Source organism: Trabulsiella guamensis ATCC 49490 (assembly GCF_000734965.1).
GTDB lineage: Bacteria > Pseudomonadota > Gammaproteobacteria > Enterobacterales > Enterobacteriaceae > Trabulsiella > Trabulsiella guamensis.
Genome location: NZ_JMTB01000091.1, coordinates 36257 through 55667, shown reverse-complemented (window position 1 = coordinate 55667; position 19411 = coordinate 36257). Strand labels below are relative to the sequence as shown.

Below are 19411 nucleotides of genomic sequence, written 5' to 3'. Positions count from 1 at the left end.
GTTGGTTGGTTGCCGGGGCAGGCGATATCGCCACCCGGCATTATTCCGTTTTCACCCAAAACCCCTCGCAACACTCCAGCCAGGCCTGGGCGCTGTGCGAAAGGTAAACGCCTTCCCGCCAGATCATCCCCAGTTGCCAGCGCAGATCGCTTTCCAGCGGGATCCAGCGCAGCGTCTGCTTGTCCAGCCGCTGGCAAATCGGTTCGGGCAATATCGCCACGCCAACACCCGCCTGCACCATGGCGGCAAGGAAATCCCACTGCCCGCTGCGCACCGCAATACGCGGTTTCACGTTGTGGCGGGTAAATAACTGCATGAGCTGACGGCTGAGGGCAAAATCTTCGTTATAGATGAGCAGCGGTTGCCGGGAAAGCTGTTCCGGTGTTACGTGGTCGATGTTAATCCACTCGCCAGAGCGCGGCACCAGCACGCACAAGGGATGACTGAACAGCGGCAGCGTCGCCATGCCGTTTTCCTCTTCGACCGGCAACGCCGTCATGGCAACATCCAGCTCGCCATTCATCACCGCCTGTTGCACCGTCAGCCCGCCAAATTCAGCAATTTTTAGCTCCACGCCAGGATAACGCTGGCGAAACAGGCTGATAGGCCCGGCCATCAGCATGCCGACCATCGGGGGAATGCCGAGTCGCAACACGCCTTTGTGCAAGTGATTGATGTCGCTGAGCTCTGCTTCCAGCTGGCGGAACTCACCGAGGATCGCCAGCCCGCGCTCGAACACCACCCGGCCGGTATCGGTTAGCAGCAGCTTGCGACCGTCGCGGATCAGTAGCGTGCAGCCCAGCTCATCTTCCAGGTTTTTCAGCATCTTGCTGATGGTGGGTTGCGTGACGAATAGCTTTTCTGCCGCGCGGGTAAAACTTTGCTGGCGAACCACTTCAACGAAATAGCGCAGCGTTCGGATGTCCATGATTATTCCTTCAGACTATGCTAACGATGATTTTAATTCATTTCAGTCATTGTCGTGCGCTCTCTATACTCTGCCCTTTCTTTTTTTGCAGGAATTTCCTTCATGGCTATGGCCTTAGCGCGCGTGACGCCGCGCGTGCTTCATCATATTCAGGTTCCGGTTCAGGTTTTACTGTATGCAGGGTTGTTTGTCGTGGCTGAGTATGTGGTGGGCTGGCTCAATTTGCCGCTTCCTGCCAATCTCGTCGGCATGGTGATGCTGCTGGCACTGATTGTCTGTCGCATCATTCCGTTAAAATGGGTCAGAGCCGGGGCGCGCTGGCTGCTGGCTGAAATGTTGCTCTTTTTTGTTCCCGCCGTGGTGGCCGTCGTCAATTACGCGCAATTGCTGATGGTGGACGGCTGGCGAATTTTTCTGGTCATCGCGCTCAGCACGATCCTGGTGCTGGGCACCACCGCCTGGGTAGTCGACAGAGTCTATCGTTTTGAGATGCGCAGGCTGAATCATGACTAATTTTCAGCTCAGCGTTCTGTACCTGCTGATCACCCTCGGGCTCTATTTTGCCAACAAACGGCTGTATCGCCGCTTTCGTAAATTGCCGCTAATGCCGCTGGTCTTCACGCCTGTTCTGCTGGTGTTGTTGTTGGTATTTGGGCATATCTCTTACCAGAACTATATGGGGGAATCCCACTGGTTGTTATGGCTGCTCGGCCCGGCGACCATCGCCTTTGCGGTGCCGGTTTACGATAATCTGGCGATCATCAAACGCCACTGGATGTCCCTCTCCGCCGGGGTGGTCACCGCCACGCTGGTGGCTGTGACCAGCTCGGTCTGGCTGGCGCGGTTGTTTACCTTACCGGAGGCTATCCAGCGTAGCCTTGCGGTGCGCTCGGTCACCACGCCGTTTGCGCTGGCGGCGGCAAAGCCGCTGGGCGGCCAGCCGGATCTCGTGGCGCTGTTTGTGGTGGTGACGGGTGTATTTGGCATGGCGATTGGCGACATGCTATTTCTGCGACTCTCCATTCGTGAAGGGATGGCAAAAGGCGCCGGGTTCGGTGCCGCCTCGCACGGAGCGGGAACAGCGCGGTCGTATGAGCTGGGGCAGCAGGAAGGGGTGGTGGCGAGTCTGGTGATGATGCTCTCCGGCGTAGCGATGGTGCTGGCAGCGCCGCTGGCAGGGTGGTTGCTGTTCTGACATTCCCCGGCCCGCAGGCCGGGGAATCATTCTTAGTGAGCGTGACCCTGCTCAATACCCAGTCCAGTCTGAGAGCGAATAAACTGCGCACGGAACTGCTCGCGTTCGCGGGCGCCCTCGGCGGAGTTATCGGTCGCAGAGAAGAACCAGATGCCGATAAAGGCAATCGCTATCGAGAACAGCGCCGGATACTCATACGGGAAAATGGCTTTCTCGTGACCGAGGATCTGCACCCAAATCGTCGGGCCGAGAATCATCAGCACGACCGCAGTCAGCAGACCCAGCCAGCCGCCAACCATTGCGCCACGGGTGGTCAGTTTCGACCAGTACATGGAGAGCAGAATGATCGGGAAGTTACAGCTGGCAGCGATGGAAAACGCCAGACCGACCATGAAAGCAATGTTCTGATTCTCAAACAAAATCCCCAGCAGGATCGCCACAATGCCCAGCACCAGAACGGTGATTTTGGACACCTTCAGTTCCTGACGTTCGGTCGCGCCTTTACGGATCACGTTGGCGTACAGATCATGGGAGACCGCCGACGCACCGGCCAGCGTTAACCCGGCGACCACCGCCAGGATGGTGGCGAACGCTACCGCAGAGATAAAGCCAAGGAACAGGTTCCCGCCGACCGCATCAGCCAGATGAACGGCCGCCATATTGTTGCCGCCAATCAGTGCGCCTGCCGCATCTTTAAACGCCGGGTTGGCACCGACCAGCATGATGGCGCCGAAACCGATGATAAAGGTCAGAATGTAGAAGTAACCCATAAAACCGGTGGCGTAGAAGACGCTCTTGCGTGCTTCGCGGGCGTCGCTGACGGTAAAGAAGCGCATCAGGATATGCGGCAGACCCGCGGTACCAAACATCAGACCCAGTCCAAGCGACAGCGCGGAAATAGGATCTTTCACCAGTCCGCCTGGGCTCATAATGGCTGCGCCTTTCGGGTGAACCGCCATCGCTTCGCTAAACAGGTTATTGAAGCTGAAGCCGACGTGTTTCATCACCATGAAGGCCATAAAGCTGGCACCGAACAGCAGCAGTACGGCTTTGATGATTTGCACCCAGGTAGTGGCGAGCATGCCGCCGAACAGCACGTACATCACCATCAACACGCCGACCAGTACCACGGCGACGTGGTAGTTGAGGCCAAACAACAGCTCGATAAGTTTGCCTGCACCCACCATCTGAGCGATCAGATACAGGGCGACGACGACCAGCGATCCACAGGCGGAGAGGGTACGGATCGGGCCTTGTTTCAGGCGGTAGGAGGCCACGTCTGCAAAAGTATAGCGTCCGAGGTTACGCAGGCGTTCGGCGATCAGGAACAGAATGATGGGCCAGCCGACCAGGAAGCCGAGTGAATAGATAAGCCCGTCATATCCGGAGGTGTAAACCAGTGCGGAGATCCCGAGGAACGAGGCGGCAGACATAAAATCGCCGGCAATCGCCAGACCGTTCTGGAAACCGGTGATATTACCACCCGCAGTATAATAATCGCGACGTGAGCGAACGCGTTTGGAGGCCCAGTATGTGATGTACAGCGTCAGCGCCACGAAAATCAAAAACATGACGATGGCCTGCCAGTTTGTGGGCTGGCGTTGAACCGCGCCGGTAATGGCGTCGGCGGCATTTGCTGCCAAAGGAAGCGTGGCGGCAAGCGCCGTCAGGACTTTCTTCATGATGCTTTCACCTCGTGCATTACAGCTTTATTCAGACGGTCAAACTCCCCGTTCGCCCGCCAGACATAAACACCGGTCAGTACGAAGGAAATCACGATGACGCCAATCCCGAGAGGGATGCCGCGCGTCACACTGGTTCCGGCGTGAAGCGGAGTGCCCAGCCAGCCAGGCGCGAAGGCAATCAGTAATATAAAACTGACATAAATAATCAACATGATGATGGAAAGCACGAAGGCAAACCGTTGCCGTTTTTCAACCAACTCCCTGTAATGCGCACTGCTCTCTATCTGCTGACAAATATCGTTATTCATCACAGAGTCTCCAGAGGTAGATAGGGCTTTTGCTTTATCCCCCTCTCCCTTGCGGGGAGAGGGGTAGGGTGGGGCATCAGGAAGGCATAGTGATGGCCTGCTTCTCTTCGAGCAGTTTTTCGACTACGCCCGGATCGGCCAGGGTCGAGGTATCGCCGAGATTGCTGGTATCGCCAGCCGCGATTTTGCGCAGAATACGGCGCATGATTTTGCCGGAACGCGTTTTCGGCAAGGAATCAGTCCAGTGGAGCACGTCCGGCGTCGCCAGCGGCCCAATCTCTTTACGCACCCAGTTACGCACTTCGGCGTACAGTTCTGGCGTCGGTTCTTCTCCATGGTTAAGCGTCACATAGGCGTAAATGGCCTGTCCTTTGATGTTGTGCGGGATCCCGACAACGGCCGCTTCCGCAATTTTCGGATGTGACACCAGCGCGGATTCAATCTCCGCCGTACCCAGACGGTGACCGGAAACGTTCAGCACGTCATCGACGCGGCCGGTGATCCAGTAGTAACCGTCTTCGTCGCGGCGCGCGCCGTCGCCGCTGAAATACATATTTTTAAAGGTCGAGAAATAGGTTTGCTCGAAGCGCTCGTGATCGCCAAACAGCGTACGCGCCTGACCAGGCCAGGAGTCGGCGATCGCCAGATTCCCCTCGGTCGCGCCTTCCAGCGGATGGCCTTCGTTATCTACCAGCACTGGTTTAACGCCGAAGAAAGGACGTGTGGCAGAACCTGCTTTCAGTTCAGTGGCACCGGGAAGCGGAGTGATCATGAAACCGCCCGTTTCGGTCTGCCACCAGGTATCCATCACCGGGCATTTCTCATTGCCGATTTTCTTCCAGTACCACTCCCAGGCTTCCGGGTTAATCGGCTCGCCCACGGAACCGAGAATGCGCAGAGAGGAACGGTCAGTCCCTTCAATCGCCTTATCTCCTTCCGCCATCAGCGCACGTATCGCTGTCGGCGCGGTATAGAGAATGTTGACCTTATGTTTGTCCACTACCTGGCACATGCGCGCCGGCGTCGGCCAGTTTGGCACCCCTTCAAACATCAGCGTGGTGGCGCCGCAGGCCAGCGGTCCGTACAGCAGATAGCTGTGCCCCGTTACCCAGCCCACATCCGCGGTGCACCAGTAGATGTCACCCGGGTGATAATCAAACACATATTTAAAGGTCGTGGCGGCATAGACCAGGTAACCGCCGGTAGTGTGCAGCACACCCTTCGGCTTGCCGGTAGAGCCTGAGGTATAAAGTATGAACAGCGGATCTTCGGCGTTCAGTTCAACCGGGGTATTCTCCGCGCTCGCCTTGTTGATAAGGTCACTCCACCACAGGTCGCGACCCTCTTCCCAGTCAATGTTTCCACCAGTGCGTTTCAGCACGACAACATGTTCAACGCTTTTTACGTTCGGGTTTTTCAGCGCATCGTCGACGTTTTTCTTCAGCGGAATACCACGTCCGGCGCGAATGCCCTCGTCAGCGGTGATCACCAGACGGGAGTTAGAATCGATAATGCGCCCGGCGACGGCTTCTGGTGAGAAACCGCCAAAAATCACAGAGTGGATGGCACCAATACGCGCGCAGGCCAGCATTGCCACCGCCGCTTCAGGCACCATCGGCATATAGATAGCAACCACATCGCCTTTTTTGACGCCCAGATCCAGCAGGACGTTGGCAAAACGGCTGACATCGCGATGTAGTTCACGATAGGTGATATGTTTGCTTTGCGTGGCATCATCACCTTCCCAGATGATGGCTGTCTGATCGCCACGCTTGTCCAGGTGACGGTCGAGACAGTTCGCCGCCAGGTTCAGCGTGCCGTCTTCGTACCATTTGATCGAGACGTTACCTGGCGCAAACGAGGTGTTCTTTACCTTCTGATACGGCGTGATCCAGTCAAGGATTTTTCCTTGCTCACCCCAGAAGGCATCCGGGTCAGCCACGGACTGCTCATACTTCGCCTTGTACTGTTCCGGATTAATCAGGCAGTTGTCCGCAATGCTGGCGGGAATAGCGTGTTTATGTATTTGGCTCATGGCTTTTATTCTCCTTGTAAGATGTTAATAATATGTCAAATAAACGTTAATTGAAGGAGGATCTATCACTTTTGTTTATTATTTGCGCGACGGATCACGCAATCAGTGAATTGTATGAAAATGCACCAAATGAATCTTAGATAAGAAATAATTGCGGATATGAATTTATAGAAATGATGAATGTAAAAAGTTTTTTATAACAAATAGTTATGCAATACAAATGAAATAAACTCGCACGATTATGCACTTCAACAGACAAAAGCTCCATTCTGAAAGGGTTGCGCAGGATGCCATGCAAATGATACTGATATTGCGCGTTAAAAAACCCCACTAACAAACGCAACACAATTCATACCCCTTTCAGCAGGTGTCATTCATTTAAGGAATGACATCTCTCATTGAGGAAGTCTGTAGTCATGAAAACAACAAAAGTCAGCCTTGCCTGGCAAATTTTGCTGGCGCTGGTGCTGGGCATTCTGCTGGGCAGCTATCTGCATTATCAAAGTGACAGCCGCGAGTGGCTTATCGCGAACCTTCTGTCTCCTGCCGGAGACATCTTCATCCATCTGATCAAAATGATCGTGGTGCCTATCGTGATTTCGACGCTGGTGGTCGGGATTGCAGGCGTAGGCGATGCGAAGCAACTCGGGCGGATTGGCGCGAAAACCATTCTCTATTTCGAAGTCATCACAACGGTTGCCATTGTGCTGGGCATTACGCTGGCGAACGTTTTCCAGCCTGGTGCGGGCATTGATATGTCGCAACTGGCGACAGTGGATATTTCGAAATATCAGAATACGACCGCAGAAGTACAGAGCCACGCGCATGGCCTGATGGGGACATTGCTGTCGCTGGTACCGACCAATATTTTCGCCTCGATGGCGAAGGGCGACATGCTGCCGGTTATTTTCTTCTCGGTGCTGTTTGGTCTGGGGCTGTCGTCACTGCCGTCATCGCACCGTGAACCTCTGGTGACAGTGTTCCGCTCGATCTCTGAAACCATGTTCAAAGTGACGCATATGGTGATGCGCTACGCGCCGATCGGGGTGTTCGCGCTGATTTCAGTGACGGTGGCCAACTTCGGTTTCGCCTCACTGTGGCCGCTCGCCAAACTGGTGGTGCTGGTTTACGTCGCGATTCTCTTTTTTGCGCTGGTGGTGCTGGGCCTGGTGGCGCGGGTGTGTGGATTGAGTATCTGGACGCTGATCCGCATTCTGAAAGAAGAGCTGATTCTGGCGTACTCGACGGCCAGCTCTGAGAGTGTGCTGCCGCGCATTATCGAGAAAATGGAAGCCTACGGAGCGCCCGCGTCAATTACCAGTTTTGTGGTGCCAACCGGTTACTCCTTTAACCTTGATGGTTCCACGCTCTACCAGAGCATCGCGGCGATCTTTATCGCGCAGTTGTATGGCATCGACCTGTCGTTGGGTCAGGAGATCATTCTGGTGCTGACGCTGATGGTTACGTCGAAAGGGATTGCAGGTGTTCCGGGTGTCTCTTTTGTCGTGTTGCTGGCGACACTGGGCAGCGTCGGGATCCCGCTGGAAGGTCTGGCGTTTATCGCCGGTGTTGACCGTATTCTCGACATGGCGCGCACAGCGCTGAACGTGGTAGGGAATGCGCTGGCGGTACTGGTTATCGCCAAATGGGAACACAAATTTGACCGTAAAAAAGCGCTGGCTTATGAGCGCGAGGTGCTGGGCAAATTTGATAAAACCGCAAATCCCTAAAACGGTATCTGCCGGGTGACGTGAATGCGTACCCGGCCTGTTAGCGGCTGAGACGGTTATTTGTTGCTCAGCCGATCAAACTCCTCGCAGCCGGTATCAAACCCCTCCATACAGCTCAGATTGAGCCACTGAAGCGCTTTCTGTTTGTTCGGCGTGATAAACCCTTTCTCCCCCTGCAGGAACATCATCCCCGCCCAGTATTCGGCATACCCGGTACGCGAGAGCGTTGAGCTGCGTTTGAAATACCAGGCAGCTTTAACGTCGTCCTCAGGCAGCGGGCCGCCATTGGCATAGATGAGCCCGAGCAGCATTTGCGCATCGACGGCGGCATCGCTTTCGATATTCTTCGCGGCATTCTCCAGGAGCTGAATTGCCCGCGGAAAGTCCGGCGTGCCCGCCTCGTTGTTAACCAGAACGCGGGCGAGGATGATATCGCCGATTTTACTGCCGGCAAGGCTTGCCTGTTCGGCCAGCGTTTTCGCCGCGGTGATATCCTTTTTCAGCGACATTTGCGCCAGCAACGCGATGGCATCGGCATTGCCGTTTTCCGCCGCTTTTTCAGCCCAGTAGTGAGCCTTCTGCTCGTTGCCGGAACTGTAGTACGTGTCGGCGAGAAGGTACTGCGCGTGCGGATCGCCCGCCTGCGCCTGCTGCTGGAACTGGCTACCGATGTCGTCTGCATGTAATGGAAATACAAACAAAAAAAGTAATAAATAGAGATATTTCATTTTTAGTTATCTTCAGAGTACAGAGCCCGCAGTATAATTGGCTGGCAGGAAAAATAAAACGGGTGCATTAAGACCTCCAGACGCCATATTATTAACAAAATGGCGTCATGCCTTTTACTCCTTGCAATGCGTGAAGTAAGAGGCTACCCTCATCCTTGCGTGGGTATGAGGGATAGCCTCGGGTGGATGGAAACATCTTCCCGGGGCTTACTGCTTTCTGTCCCTCACTAATGCTTAAGACAGAAAGCCTTAAGCACCCGACCTGAATAATACCGCTGATTTTCACGAAGCAAAGATGTAATTCCATTAGGAAAAAATTACATTTCTCTGGAATCAGGATCGCATAATTTGAATATAAAAAAGGGGTGAATTAATTCACCCCTTATTATTAGTGAAAATAATTAATTCAACCCATTGCGGTTTCACGCAAGCGGGATTTCAATTTATTATATTCATCGATCACATACTGTTCCGCAGCGCGTTGATCGGCAATAGGTTCTACACGAACAGCACAGTATTTATACTCCGGCGTTTTGGTTATCGGGCTCAGGTTTTCCGTCACCAGTTCGTTACATGCGCCAATCCACCATTGATAGGTCATGTAAACCGCACCTTTGTTCGGGCGGTCACTGACTTTTGCACGGGTAATGATTTTACCTTTACGGGAATTCACCCATACCAGTGCTTCATCTTCAATGCCCAGGCGCGCGGCATCAGTGGTGTTGATTTGCGCATAGCCGGGTTCATCCGCCAGTGCCGCCAGCGCGGCACAGTTACCGGTCATCGAACGACAGGAGTAGTGGCCCACTTCACGCACGGTGGAGAGCACCATCGGATACTCATCAGTGAGTTTGTCGATGGGCGCCACCCAGTCGCAGGTGAAGAATTTCGCCAGCCCGTTCGGGGTATCGAATTTCTCTTTGAAGAGATACGACGTGCCCTGATCGGCGTCTGACTCATCGCGGCACGGCCACTGGATGTAACCCAGTTCGCCCATTTTCTCATAGGTTGCGCCGTAGAAGTCCGGGCAGAGATGCCGTAACTCATCCCAGATCTCCTGGGTGTTGTTATAGTGCATCGGGTAACCCATGCGCGTGGCGATTTCGCTGATAATTTGCCAGTCCGTTTTCAGATCCCACTTCGGCTCAACAGCCTTATAGAAGCGCTGGAAGCCGCGATCCGCCGCTGTGTAAACCCCTTCGTGCTCGCCCCAGGAGGTGGAAGGCAGGATGACGTCCGCCGCCGCGGCGGTTTTGGTCATAAAGATGTCCTGCACGATCACCAGCTCCAGATCCTCAAACCCTTTGCGAACGGCAGAGAGCTCGGCATCGGTTTGCAGTGGATCTTCACCCATGATGTACGCCGCTCGCACTTCGCCATGCGCCGCGCGGTGCGGCAGCTCGCTGATGCGATAACCGGTGTGGGCAGGCAGACTTTCCACGCCCCACGCTTTGGCGAACTTCTCGCGGTGTTTTTCCTCTTTGACAAACTGGTAGCCCGGGAAGGTATCCGGCAACGCGCCCATATCACAGGCGCCCTGAACGTTGTTCTGGCCGCGAACCGGGTTAACGCCAACACTCGGCTTACCAAGGTTGCCGGTTAACATCGCGAGGCTGGTCAGTGAACGAACAGTTTCGACACCCTGATAGAACTGCGTGACGCCCATCCCCCACAGGATGGCTGCGGATTTCGCCGTCGCGTACATTCTCGCACACTGACGAATCTGCTGCGCGCTGACGCCGGTGATCTCTTCAACCGACTCCGGCGTGTAGCCTTCGACGATTTTACGATATTCTTCAAAGCCTTCCGTACGGGTCGCGACGAACGCGTTGTCGTACAGATTTTCTTCAATGATGACATGCCCCATGGCGTTAAGCAGCGCGATGTTCGAACCGTTTTTTAACGCGATGTGCATATCCGCAATGCGCGCGGTTTCAATCTTACGCGGATCGCAGACAATAATTTTCGCCCCATTGCGTTTGGCGTTTATCACGTGATTCGCCACAATAGGATGTGAATCTGCCGGGTTGTACCCGAAGATAAACACGAGATCGGTGTTATCAATCTCTGTGATGGCATTACTCATGGCGCCATTACCGACCGACTGGTGCAGACCTGCAACCGAAGGGCCGTGTCAGACGCGAGCGCAGCAGTCGACGTTATTGGTACCAATAACGGCGCGCGCAAATTTTTGCATCACATAGTTGGTTTCATTACCCGTTCCGCGTGAAGAGCCTGTCGTCTGAATGGCATCCGGGCCGTACTTCTCTTTGATGGCGCTCAGACGGGTGGCGACATAATCCAGCGCTTCATTCCAGGAGACGGACTCCAGTTTGCCGCCGCGCTGCCGGCGAATCATGGGGGATTTCAGACGGGGGGTGAGGATTTGCGTATCGTTAATGAAATCCCAACCGTAATACCCTTTCAGACAAAGCGTACCCTGGTTGGTTTTCCCTTGCGCTGCCTCAGCCCTGACGATTTTGCCGTTATCTACCACCAGATTGATTTTGCAACCTGATGCGCAGTACGGGCAAACCGTGACGACTTTTTTCATCGGTCTCGCTCCAGTTAATCAATTAACGCTCTCGCGCTTTCACACTGATTATGCATCTTCTATGCCATGTTTTTATTGTGGGTATCCCCTGATATTACGGGCGAGTTTTGGGCGATGTCATGACGAAAAACAGATTGTCGTCAGATTTGACGTGTCGAAATGGGTGGCGAGGGTGACGTTTCTCGAAATGATAATGGAGGCTAATAAAATGATAATGGGTGAGGGCGGTGGTTTTGAGAATCCTCCGCTACACGCGTAGTTGGCGATTCACTACCGTGAGATCGACCCGACATCGAGATTAACCTTATGAAACAGCATATAGCAGCGATTCTGCTCAGCCTGCTCTCATTGAGCAGCCAACTGGCTCACGCGGATGTGATTGACGACGCGATCGGTAATATCCAGCAGGCGATTAACGACGCCTGGAAGCCCGACAACAACCGGGACTATGACGATGACCGTGATCAGGGCTGGGAACAGCAGATGAGCGACGATCGCCGTCGTCAATATGACGACCGTCGCCGGCAGTTTGAAGACCGCCGCCGTCAGCTCGATGATCGCCAGCGCCAGCTCGATCAGGAACGCCGCCAGTTGGAGGACGAGGAGCGCCGTTTTGAGGATGATTACGCTCGTTAATCCAGCATAATCTCCATGCCGTCAAACCCCGCTTCAATCCCTTCCGGCAGCGGATTGTTCATCATCCACATATCAAAATGATGGCTGATATGCGTCAGGATCACCCGCGGGCAACCCGTTTCTTCCTTGATCGTGATGACCGTATTGAGATCGTTATGGTTGCGTGGCGTTTCGTCGCGCGGCTCATGGCTACAGTCAATCACCATCACCTGCGGATGATTATTGCGCAGAAACGTTAGTGTCTTGTCAGGCAGCCCGGCGGTGTCAGTAAGCCAGGCGACGCGGCTGTGGGCAGACTCCAGCAGATAACCGAAGGTCAGTTTTGAATGGGTGAGCGGCAGCGGCGTGACCTGAAGCCCCTGCAGGTCAAATACCACGAACGGTTCCACGGTATGGCTGAAATCCAGGATCCCCGGGTGTTTAAACAGATCGTCACAACCCTCTTCATCCGGCGGCCCGTAGACGGGAATGGGTTCGTCAATCCCCCAGCGTAGCGGGAACAACCCCTGAACATGATCCATATGATAGTGGGTAAGTAAAAACTGATGAAAGCTGCCGGCGGGGTGACATTCCATTATGTCGGGGATCCCCGCGTCGAGCAGGGTGACGGCATCGTTGTAACTCACCACGCCGCTACACGGACGGCGACGATGTTGAGGATACTGACGGGCGCGGCGGCAGGCGGCGCAATCGCAGCCGAAGACCGGAACCAGCTGCGCGCCTCCGGTGCCGGTTAAGCGAAGAATCAGACTCATCATTCCTCCTTACAGTGTGAACTCTGTATCAGGTTACAGGCAGGTATGAGGGCTCTCTTATGACATAACGGGCTGGCGAATCAGGGATAGAAAGGTCTCCACTGACTGTAGCAGACTTCCGTCGTTATTCAGCATATGGCAGTTATCCGGCGTATACCGCGCTGCCCGCGCCAGACGCTGGTCGATCTCTTTGGCGTTCTCGCGACCGCGCAGTTCAAGCCGCTCGCGCAGAACCTCAGGCGATACATGCAGGCAGACAGGTAGCAGTGACGTGCCATAGCGCGCTTTCGCTTGCGGAAGATGCGCCCGTGACCCGTTGACCACCACGTCAAACCCGGCATGCAACCAGACGTCAATCTCCACGCCGACGCCGTAGTAAAAATTGTTAGCGTACCAGCTCAGGGCAAACAACTGTTGTTCGGCACGGGTGAAAAACTCATGTTCGCTCAACGCAACATGATTTTCACTGCCCGCATTCCAGGGCCGGGTGATGTAGCGATGCGCTACCAGAATGCGCGGGTGTTCAAGGACGCGCAGCGCTTCCAGCAGACTGTCTTTACCGGAGCCCGACGGCCCCACTAACCAGACCAGCTTTCCCGCCATCAATAAACCCTCTTGCCCTGACGCCAGACATGATCGATGTGAATATGTTCGCTTTTGCGGTGCGCCAACACCAGGTCAGCACGCTTGCCTTCGCCGATCACGCCGCGGTCATGCAGGTTCAGCGCCTGTGCCGGGTTTTTCGTCACCAGACGGATGGCCTGTGGCAGCGTGAAAGCGTTATCGTGAGCGTCCGCCACGCGAAACGCGGCATCCAGCAGGCTTGCGGGGTAGTAATCCGACGACAGAATGTCCAGCAGACCGAGTGAGGCCAGTTGGTGCGCTGCGACGTTGCCGGAATGTGAACCGCCGCGCACGATATTCGGCGCCCCCATTAACACGCTCATTCCATGTTGTTGCGATGCCTCTGCTGCTTCAAATGTGGTGGGAAATTCGGCGATCACACTGCCAATCTGGTGAGATTCAGCCACATGATCGCGGGTGGCGTCATCATGACTCGCCAGGGATATCCCCCGCGCACGACAGTGGGCAGCGATGGTTTCGCGGTTGGGCTGTGACCAGCGGGCGGCCAGCTGCAGTTGCTCTTCCTCGAAACGTGCCATCTGCTCATCGGTCAGTTGATATTTGCCCTGATAATATTCGCGGTACTTCTCAATATTGGCGAACTGGCGTTGTCCTGGTGAGTGATCCATCAATGACACCAGCGTCACCGGCTCACGATCAACCAGCTTTTCAAACAGCGGCAGGGTCGTGTGGTGCGGCAGCTCGCAACGCAAATGCAGGCGGTGTTCGGCGCGATTTAAGCCACGTTTTTGCGTCTCTTCGACGGCATTGATCATCTTTTCAAGATTTTCCAGCCGGTCGCCGCCATCGCGTACGTCGCCAATCGCGACCGCATCCAGCACCGTGGTGATCCCGCTGGAGACCATCAGCGCATCATGGCTGCTCATTGCGGAATGGGCAGGCCAGTCTACTTTCGGACGCGGCGTAAAAAATTTATCCAGATTGTCGGTATGCAGCTCGATCAGGCCCGGTAGCAACCAGCCGCCTTCACCATCCATCGCTTCCGGCAGGCCGCTCTGGGTCTGCGCAAACGCGCGAATCATGCCATCCCTGACGTCGACAGAACCATGAACAACTTCATCTTCCAGCACTAACTTTACGTTATTGATAATCATGATGTTGCACTCATCGGATGGAGACGATCGGCAACGTGATTACGTACCGTTTCGTCATGGAAAATACCGACAATCGCGGCTCCGCGCGCTTTCGCTTCGGTGATGAGCTCAACGACTGCCGCACTGTTTTTTGTATCCAGGGATGCCGTGGGTTCGTCAAGCAGCAGAATCGGGTAATCGACGATAAAGCCACGGGCGATATTGACGCGCTGTTGTTCACCGCCGGAAAAGGTCGACGGCGCCAGATGCCACAGACGTTCCGGCACATTGAGGCGCGTTAGCAGGCGGGCGGCTTTGGCAGCGCACTCGTTACGCGGCACGCCGAGGTCGATCAGCGGCTGCATGACCACATCCAGCGCGGAAATGCGCGGGATCACCCGCAAAAACTGGCTGACCCAGCCGATGGTGGATTTACGGACTTCCACCACTTTTCGCGCGGGCGCCGTCACCAGATCAACCCACTCGCCACCATGCTTCACGTGAATGTGTCCGTCGTCGGGCAGGTAATTGGCGTACAGGGAACGCAGCAGTGTGGATTTACCGCTGCCGGAATGACCATGCAGCACAACGCATTCGCCTGCGCTGACGGTCAGCGACGCGTTATCGAGTACCGGCAGACGAATGCCGTTTTGCTGGTGGAGCACAAAGGTCTTACTCACGTTTTCTACGCGGATCATATTGGCCTCTTAATTCTGCAATACCGATGACACCAGCAACTGGGTATAGGGATGATGCGGATCGTCCAGCACGCGATCAGTTAATCCACTTTCCACCACCTGACCTTCTTTCATCACCATCAGGCGGTCAGCCAGCAGGCGCGCGACGCCAAGATCGTGGGTGACAATCACCACCGCCAGGTTCAGCTCCACCACCAGCCCGCGCAGCAAATCGAGCAGGCGAGCCTGCACGGAGACATCCAGCCCGCCGGTAGGCTCGTCCATAAACACAAGTTTCGGATGGGTGACCAGGTTGCGGGCGATTTGCAGGCGCTGCTGCATACCGCCGGAGAAGGTTGTTGGCAGGTCGTCGATACGCGAAGCGGGGATTTCCACTTCTTCGAGCCATTGCTGTGCTGTTGCACGAATATTGCCGTAGTGACGCGCACCGGTAGCCATCAGGCGTTCGCCGATGTTGCCACCTGCGGAGACCTGTCGGCGCAGGCCATCCATCGGATGCTGATGCACCACGCCCCACTCGGTGCGTAACAGGCGGCGGCGTTCCGCTTCGCTCATTCCATACAGCGATCGCGCCTGATAAACCACGTCGCCCTGTTGCGGTGTCAGGCGGGCAGAAATGGATTTCAGCAGCGTGGTTTTGCCGGAGCCGGACTCGCCGACGATACCCAGCACTTCGCCCGGCCACAGTTCGAATGACACGTCGCTGAAGCCTTTGCCCGGCGCGTACAGGTGGGTCAGGTTGTTGACAGAAAGCAGCGGTTGGGTCATTTGCGTAACGTCTCACTTTGTTGGCGGCAGTAGTCGGTGTCGGAGCAAACAAACATCCGTTTACCGGTGTCATCCAGCACCACTTCATCAAGGTAGCTGTGGCGTGAGCCGCAGATGGCGCAGGGCTCATCCCACGTCTGCACGGTAAAAGGGTGATCGTCAAAATCGAGACTCTCAACGCGGGTAAATGGCGGTACCGCGTAAATGCGTTTTTCTCGACCAGCACCAAAAAGTTGCAGGGCGGGCATCATGTCCATTTTCGGATTGTCAAATTTCGGGATCGGCGACGGATCCATCACATAGCGGCCATTGACCTTCACCGGGTAGGCGTAGGTAGTGGCGATATGGCCGAAGCGGGCGATGTCTTCATACAGTTTCACTTGCATCACGCCGTATTCCTCCAGCGCGTGCATGGTGCGGGTCTCGGTTTCGCGCGGTTCGATGAAGCGCAGTGGTTCAGGGATCGGCACCTGATAGATCAGGATCTGATCTTCCACCAGCGGCGTTTCAGGGATCCGGTGACGGGTCTGGATCAGCGTCGCCTCATCAGTGCGTTCAGTGGTGGCAACGCCGGTAACGCGCTTAAAGAAATTGCGAATGGAGACGGCGTTGGTGGTGTCGTCAGCGCCCTGGTCGATTACTTTTAGCACGTCGTTTTCACCGATCACGCTGGCGGTAAGCTGGATCCCACCGGTTCCCCATCCGTAGGGCATTGGCATTTCACGACCGCCGAATGGCACCTGATAACCGGGGATCGCGACCGCTTTGAGAATAGCGCGGCGGATCATACGTTTGGTTTGTTCGTCGAGGTAGGCAAAGTTGTAGCCGGTCAGTGGGTTAGCCACGGCAGTTCTCCCGTTGCAGACGTTTCAACAGTTCCAGTTCTGCCTGGAAATCAACGTAGTGCGGCAGTTTGAGATGCGAGACAAAACCGGCCGCCTCGACGTTATCTGCATGCGCCAGCACGAACTCTTCGTCCTGCGCCGGGCCGGCGATGGTCTCGTCGTAGTCCGGTGCCTGGAGCGCGCGATCCACCAGCGCCATCGCCATTGCTTTACGCTCGCTCATGCCGAAGGCCAGCCCATAACCGCGGGTGAAATGCGGCGACTCTGCTTGCGGAGCGACAAAACCGTTTACCATTTCACACTCGGTCATCAACAGTTCGCCGACGTTAACGGCAAATCCCAGCTCTTCCGGCACAATTTCGATGCCAACGTGACCACTGCGGATCTCGCCAGCAAACGGGTGGTTACGGCCATAACCGCGCTGGGTCGAGTAGGCCAGCGCCAGCAGATAACCTTCATCGCCACGCATCAGCTGTTGCAGGCGCGAGGCGCGCGAGCAGGGGTAGACTGGCGGTGTACGGGTGATGTCATCCGGTGTCGCGCCGGTATCCGCTTCTGCTTTCGCCAGCCCCTGTTTTGCCAGTAGGCTGAAGACGTGCGGGGCAGGCTCTTGTGGAGAATCTGCGGTGTTGAGTTCCGTCGTTTCACCGTTCGCCAGCAGGGTAAAATCGAGCAGACGGTGAGTGTAATCGTAAGTCGGGCCAAGCAATTGCCCGCCAGGCACATCTTTATAGACTGCGGAAATGCGACGTTCCAGGCGCATCTCGGCGGTATTCAGCGGCTCGCTGACCGCCAGTTTCGCCAGCGTCGTGCGATACGCGCGCAGCAAGAAAATCGCTTCAACGTTATCGCCGCTGGCCTGTTTCAGTGCCAGCGCCGCCAGTTCGCGATCGGCAATACCGCCTTCGGTCATGACGCGGTCAACGGCGAGATTAAGCTGTTGCTCAATTTGCGCCACGTTCAGTTCAGGCAGCCCGGTGTCACCACGGCGCCGGTGTTCCTGCAGGTTGTGGGCGGCGGCTATCGCCTTTTCGCCCCCTTTAACGGCAACGTACATCAGCACACCTCGACATGAGTAGTCCGCGGGATTGCCATCAGGCGCTCGCCGCAGGTGAGGATCAGGTCAACGCCCAGCGGGAACGGGTGCGGGCGCTCGGTCAGTTCATGCAACAGGCACTCCGGTAACTGAGGGGCGATCATCCGCTCTTCTGCAATACCCGCACCGGTCAGACGCAACATGCGTCCGCCGCTCAGTCCGGCGACCTGCACAATCAGCGTCGCGCTGGTTTCCGGGGCGACGGCACTCCCGGCGCTCATCGCGTTCAGTTGCTCAGCGCTCAGCGTCTCATCCGCCACGGCGAAAACTGCCTGCTGCGGCTGATCCACCAGCGGCGCGTTGGTATGAAAACGTAAGTTCTGACGGGCGATATCATTGTTCACCGCCGCAGACAGCCATACCGGCGTGTCATTATCAGCCAGCGTCAGTAACACGCTGGTGGTGGCGAGATTGAGCGGCTGCCAGCCATGCCTGAGCAGATGCAGCGAGACGATAACGCCTGGCTCGCTCATCGCTTTCAGCAGGCGACGAAAACAGTGTTGGGCATCCTGCACCGGAAGTGTAAAGGCGGTCTGTAATGTCATGCGTTGTCTCCGCGAACCAGCGTAAAGAAGTCGACCCGGCTGGCATCGACTTCGGCGCGACGGGCATTGATCTGTGCCGTCCGCGCTGCCTCCAGTGGGCTAATCAGGGTTTCCATCAGGGTCTGGAAATGGGGTTGTAATTGCAGCAGGGCGTCGATGACCGCGCAGCGTTCCGCGTGCGGTTTATCGCGCCCGAGCACCCAGCTGTAGCCGAGGGTGCCGTCCGCGAGGCGGATCACCGCGCGGGTCAGGGTGGCGTCGCCGGCAAAAAAGCGATCACCGGTGCCGCCCATCCGCGCCTGGATCTGTACCAGCCCGGTTTCCGGGGCGCGGATGAGTTCATAGTCGGGCGACAGTTCCAGCGCCTGCATCCGCGCGCTGAGTGCGGCAGGGTCGCTATGTGACAGCGCCGATAGCCAGCGCTGACGGGTTGCGGTATCAAAATGCATTCAGTGCTCCATAGTGAATTCGATCATGTCAGCGCGGGTCAGGCTGACGGAGTATTCCGCCGCGTTGACCTCACCGTCACGGTGGTTCAGAGTGCGTACGCAGAGCAGCGGCGCCAGGTTGGGGATCTCCAGCACGTTGCTCTCTTTGGCCTGGGCGCGGCGGGCGCTGATACGGGTCTGTGTACGCTTCAGCGACACGTTCAGCCGATCGCGAAGAAAGTCGTGTAGCGAGCCGCTGCTGAAGGTTTGCAGCTCAGGCCAGAAGGTCATGTCAGAAAAATAGTGGTCGATAAGACACAGGGCGATGCCGTTCACCCGGCGCAGGGTGCGCAGATGGATGACGTTGTCGCCTTCCTGCACGCCGAGCGCATCGGCAACGTGGCCCGACGCCGGGCGCAGCACCGACAGCAGTTTTTCGCTGGTGGGATGGCTACCCTGATCGAGCAGGTTCTGGCTGAACCGCGCCTGGGAATTCAGCGGGTAGTCGAACGGGCGCATCAGCACCAGCACGCCGATCCCCTGACGACGCTGCACCCAGCCTTTCTCCACCAGTTGATCGATGGCGCGGCGCAGGGTATGGCGGTTCACTTCAAAACGTGCCGCCAGCTGATGCTCGGCGGGCAGCCAGTCGCCGCAGCGATAGTGATTGCGGAGCTCCTGCTCAAGTTTCGCGGCAATCTCCTGATAACGTGTTGGGTAACTGGTCGGATGTCTGGACAAGTGCATGATTGTCAATAC

At 56.1% G+C, this 19411-nt stretch carries 20 protein-coding genes; 4 read left to right on the top strand and 16 right to left on the bottom strand.

Annotated features, from left to right (window positions below; translation table 11 throughout):
• Positions 1-40: 40 nt before the first annotated feature.
• Positions 41-928 carry a LysR family transcriptional regulator gene (locus GTGU_RS14430; protein ID WP_038158342.1) on the bottom strand — a complete coding sequence of 296 codons (888 nt, stop codon included), beginning with the start codon at positions 926-928 and terminating at the stop codon, positions 41-43.
• Between the two features lie 102 nt (positions 929-1030).
• Here GTGU_RS14430 and GTGU_RS14425 point away from each other — a divergent pair, with 102 nt between their 5' ends.
• Together GTGU_RS14425 and GTGU_RS14420 are read left to right on the top strand one after the other, a co-directional pair.
• Positions 1031-1441, top strand: coding sequence for a CidA/LrgA family protein (locus tag GTGU_RS14425; protein ID WP_038158340.1), 411 nt, complete (start codon positions 1031-1033; stop codon positions 1439-1441).
• Positions 1434-2123, top strand: coding sequence for an LrgB family protein (locus tag GTGU_RS14420; protein ID WP_038158339.1), 690 nt, complete (start codon positions 1434-1436; stop codon positions 2121-2123). Before GTGU_RS14425 ends, GTGU_RS14420 begins: the two co-directional genes overlap by 8 nt.
• 32 nt (positions 2124-2155) lie before the next feature.
• Here the strand turns inward: GTGU_RS14420 and actP are convergent, their stop codons facing one another.
• The 3 genes from actP to acs all read right to left on the bottom strand — a co-directional run bounded on the left by actP (position 2156) and on the right by acs (position 6151).
• Positions 2156-3805 (bottom strand): cation/acetate symporter ActP, encoded by a 1650-nt coding sequence (gene actP, locus GTGU_RS14415; RefSeq protein WP_038158336.1) that lies wholly within the window; start codon positions 3803-3805, stop codon positions 2156-2158.
• On the bottom strand, positions 3802-4116 hold the full coding sequence (locus GTGU_RS14410) for a DUF485 domain-containing protein (protein ID WP_038158334.1): 315 nt from the start codon (positions 4114-4116) through the stop codon (positions 3802-3804). Before GTGU_RS14410 ends, actP begins: the two co-directional genes overlap by 4 nt.
• Before the next feature lie 76 nt (positions 4117-4192).
• Positions 4193-6151, bottom strand: a complete 1959-nt coding sequence (gene acs / locus GTGU_RS14405; RefSeq protein WP_038158332.1) for an acetate--CoA ligase — start codon at positions 6149-6151, stop codon at positions 4193-4195.
• 416 nt (positions 6152-6567) lie between these two features.
• Here acs and gltP point away from each other — a divergent pair, with 416 nt between their 5' ends.
• Entirely contained in the window at positions 6568-7881 is a 1314-nt protein-coding gene (gltP, locus tag GTGU_RS14400) for a glutamate/aspartate:proton symporter GltP (protein ID WP_038158330.1), read from the top strand.
• Between the two features lie 56 nt (positions 7882-7937).
• Here the strand turns inward: gltP and GTGU_RS14395 are convergent, their stop codons facing one another.
• Together GTGU_RS14395 and fdhF are read right to left on the bottom strand one after the other, a co-directional pair.
• On the bottom strand, positions 7938-8609 hold the full coding sequence (locus GTGU_RS14395; RefSeq protein ID WP_038158329.1) for a tetratricopeptide repeat protein: 672 nt from the start codon (positions 8607-8609) through the stop codon (positions 7938-7940).
• Between the two features lie 406 nt (positions 8610-9015).
• Entirely contained in the window at positions 9016-11163 is a 2148-nt protein-coding gene (fdhF, locus tag GTGU_RS14390; RefSeq protein WP_084222798.1) for a formate dehydrogenase subunit alpha, read from the bottom strand.
• Positions 11164-11469: 306 nt separating this feature from the next.
• On the opposite strand from fdhF, the gene yjdP reads away from it, so the two are divergent.
• Positions 11470-11799 (top strand): DDRRRQL repeat protein YjdP, encoded by a 330-nt coding sequence (gene yjdP / locus GTGU_RS14380; protein ID WP_038158324.1) that lies wholly within the window; start codon positions 11470-11472, stop codon positions 11797-11799.
• On the opposite strand, the gene phnP is transcribed toward yjdP, so the two are convergent.
• From phnP to phnF, 10 genes are read right to left on the bottom strand one after another with little or no spacing between them, the layout of a single operon-like run.
• Positions 11796-12554 (bottom strand): phosphonate metabolism protein PhnP, encoded by a 759-nt coding sequence (gene phnP / locus GTGU_RS14375; protein ID WP_038158322.1) that lies wholly within the window; start codon positions 12552-12554, stop codon positions 11796-11798. The genes yjdP and phnP overlap by 4 nt on opposite strands.
• A 57-nt stretch (positions 12555-12611) precedes the next feature.
• Positions 12612-13157 (bottom strand): ribose 1,5-bisphosphokinase, encoded by a 546-nt coding sequence (phnN, locus tag GTGU_RS14370; protein ID WP_038158320.1) that lies wholly within the window; start codon positions 13155-13157, stop codon positions 12612-12614.
• On the bottom strand, positions 13157-14293 hold the full coding sequence (phnM, locus tag GTGU_RS14365) for an alpha-D-ribose 1-methylphosphonate 5-triphosphate diphosphatase (RefSeq protein WP_038158318.1): 1137 nt from the start codon (positions 14291-14293) through the stop codon (positions 13157-13159). Before phnM ends, phnN begins: the two co-directional genes overlap by 1 nt.
• Positions 14290-14970, bottom strand: coding sequence for a phosphonate C-P lyase system protein PhnL (gene phnL, locus GTGU_RS14360; protein ID WP_038158316.1), 681 nt, complete (start codon positions 14968-14970; stop codon positions 14290-14292). Before phnL ends, phnM begins: the two co-directional genes overlap by 4 nt.
• A 9-nt stretch (positions 14971-14979) precedes the next feature.
• Positions 14980-15738, bottom strand: a complete 759-nt coding sequence (gene phnK, locus GTGU_RS14355) for a phosphonate C-P lyase system protein PhnK (protein WP_038158315.1) — start codon at positions 15736-15738, stop codon at positions 14980-14982.
• Positions 15735-16583, bottom strand: a complete 849-nt coding sequence (gene phnJ / locus GTGU_RS14350; protein ID WP_038158313.1) for an alpha-D-ribose 1-methylphosphonate 5-phosphate C-P-lyase PhnJ — start codon at positions 16581-16583, stop codon at positions 15735-15737. Before phnJ ends, phnK begins: the two co-directional genes overlap by 4 nt.
• Positions 16576-17640 carry a carbon-phosphorus lyase complex subunit gene (locus GTGU_RS14345; RefSeq protein ID WP_038158311.1) on the bottom strand — a complete coding sequence of 355 codons (1065 nt, stop codon included), beginning with the start codon at positions 17638-17640 and terminating at the stop codon, positions 16576-16578. Before GTGU_RS14345 ends, phnJ begins: the two co-directional genes overlap by 8 nt.
• Positions 17640-18224, bottom strand: a complete 585-nt coding sequence (phnH, locus tag GTGU_RS14340; RefSeq protein WP_038158309.1) for a phosphonate C-P lyase system protein PhnH — start codon at positions 18222-18224, stop codon at positions 17640-17642. Before phnH ends, GTGU_RS14345 begins: the two co-directional genes overlap by 1 nt.
• Positions 18221-18673, bottom strand: coding sequence for a phosphonate C-P lyase system protein PhnG (gene phnG, locus GTGU_RS14335; RefSeq protein ID WP_038158307.1), 453 nt, complete (start codon positions 18671-18673; stop codon positions 18221-18223). The genes phnH and phnG overlap by 4 nt, the downstream gene beginning before the upstream one ends.
• Positions 18674-19399: a phosphonate metabolism transcriptional regulator PhnF gene (gene phnF, locus GTGU_RS14330; protein ID WP_038158305.1), complete on the bottom strand. Its 726-nt coding sequence runs from the start codon at positions 19397-19399 to the stop codon at positions 18674-18676.
• Positions 19400-19411: the final 12 nt, after the last annotated feature.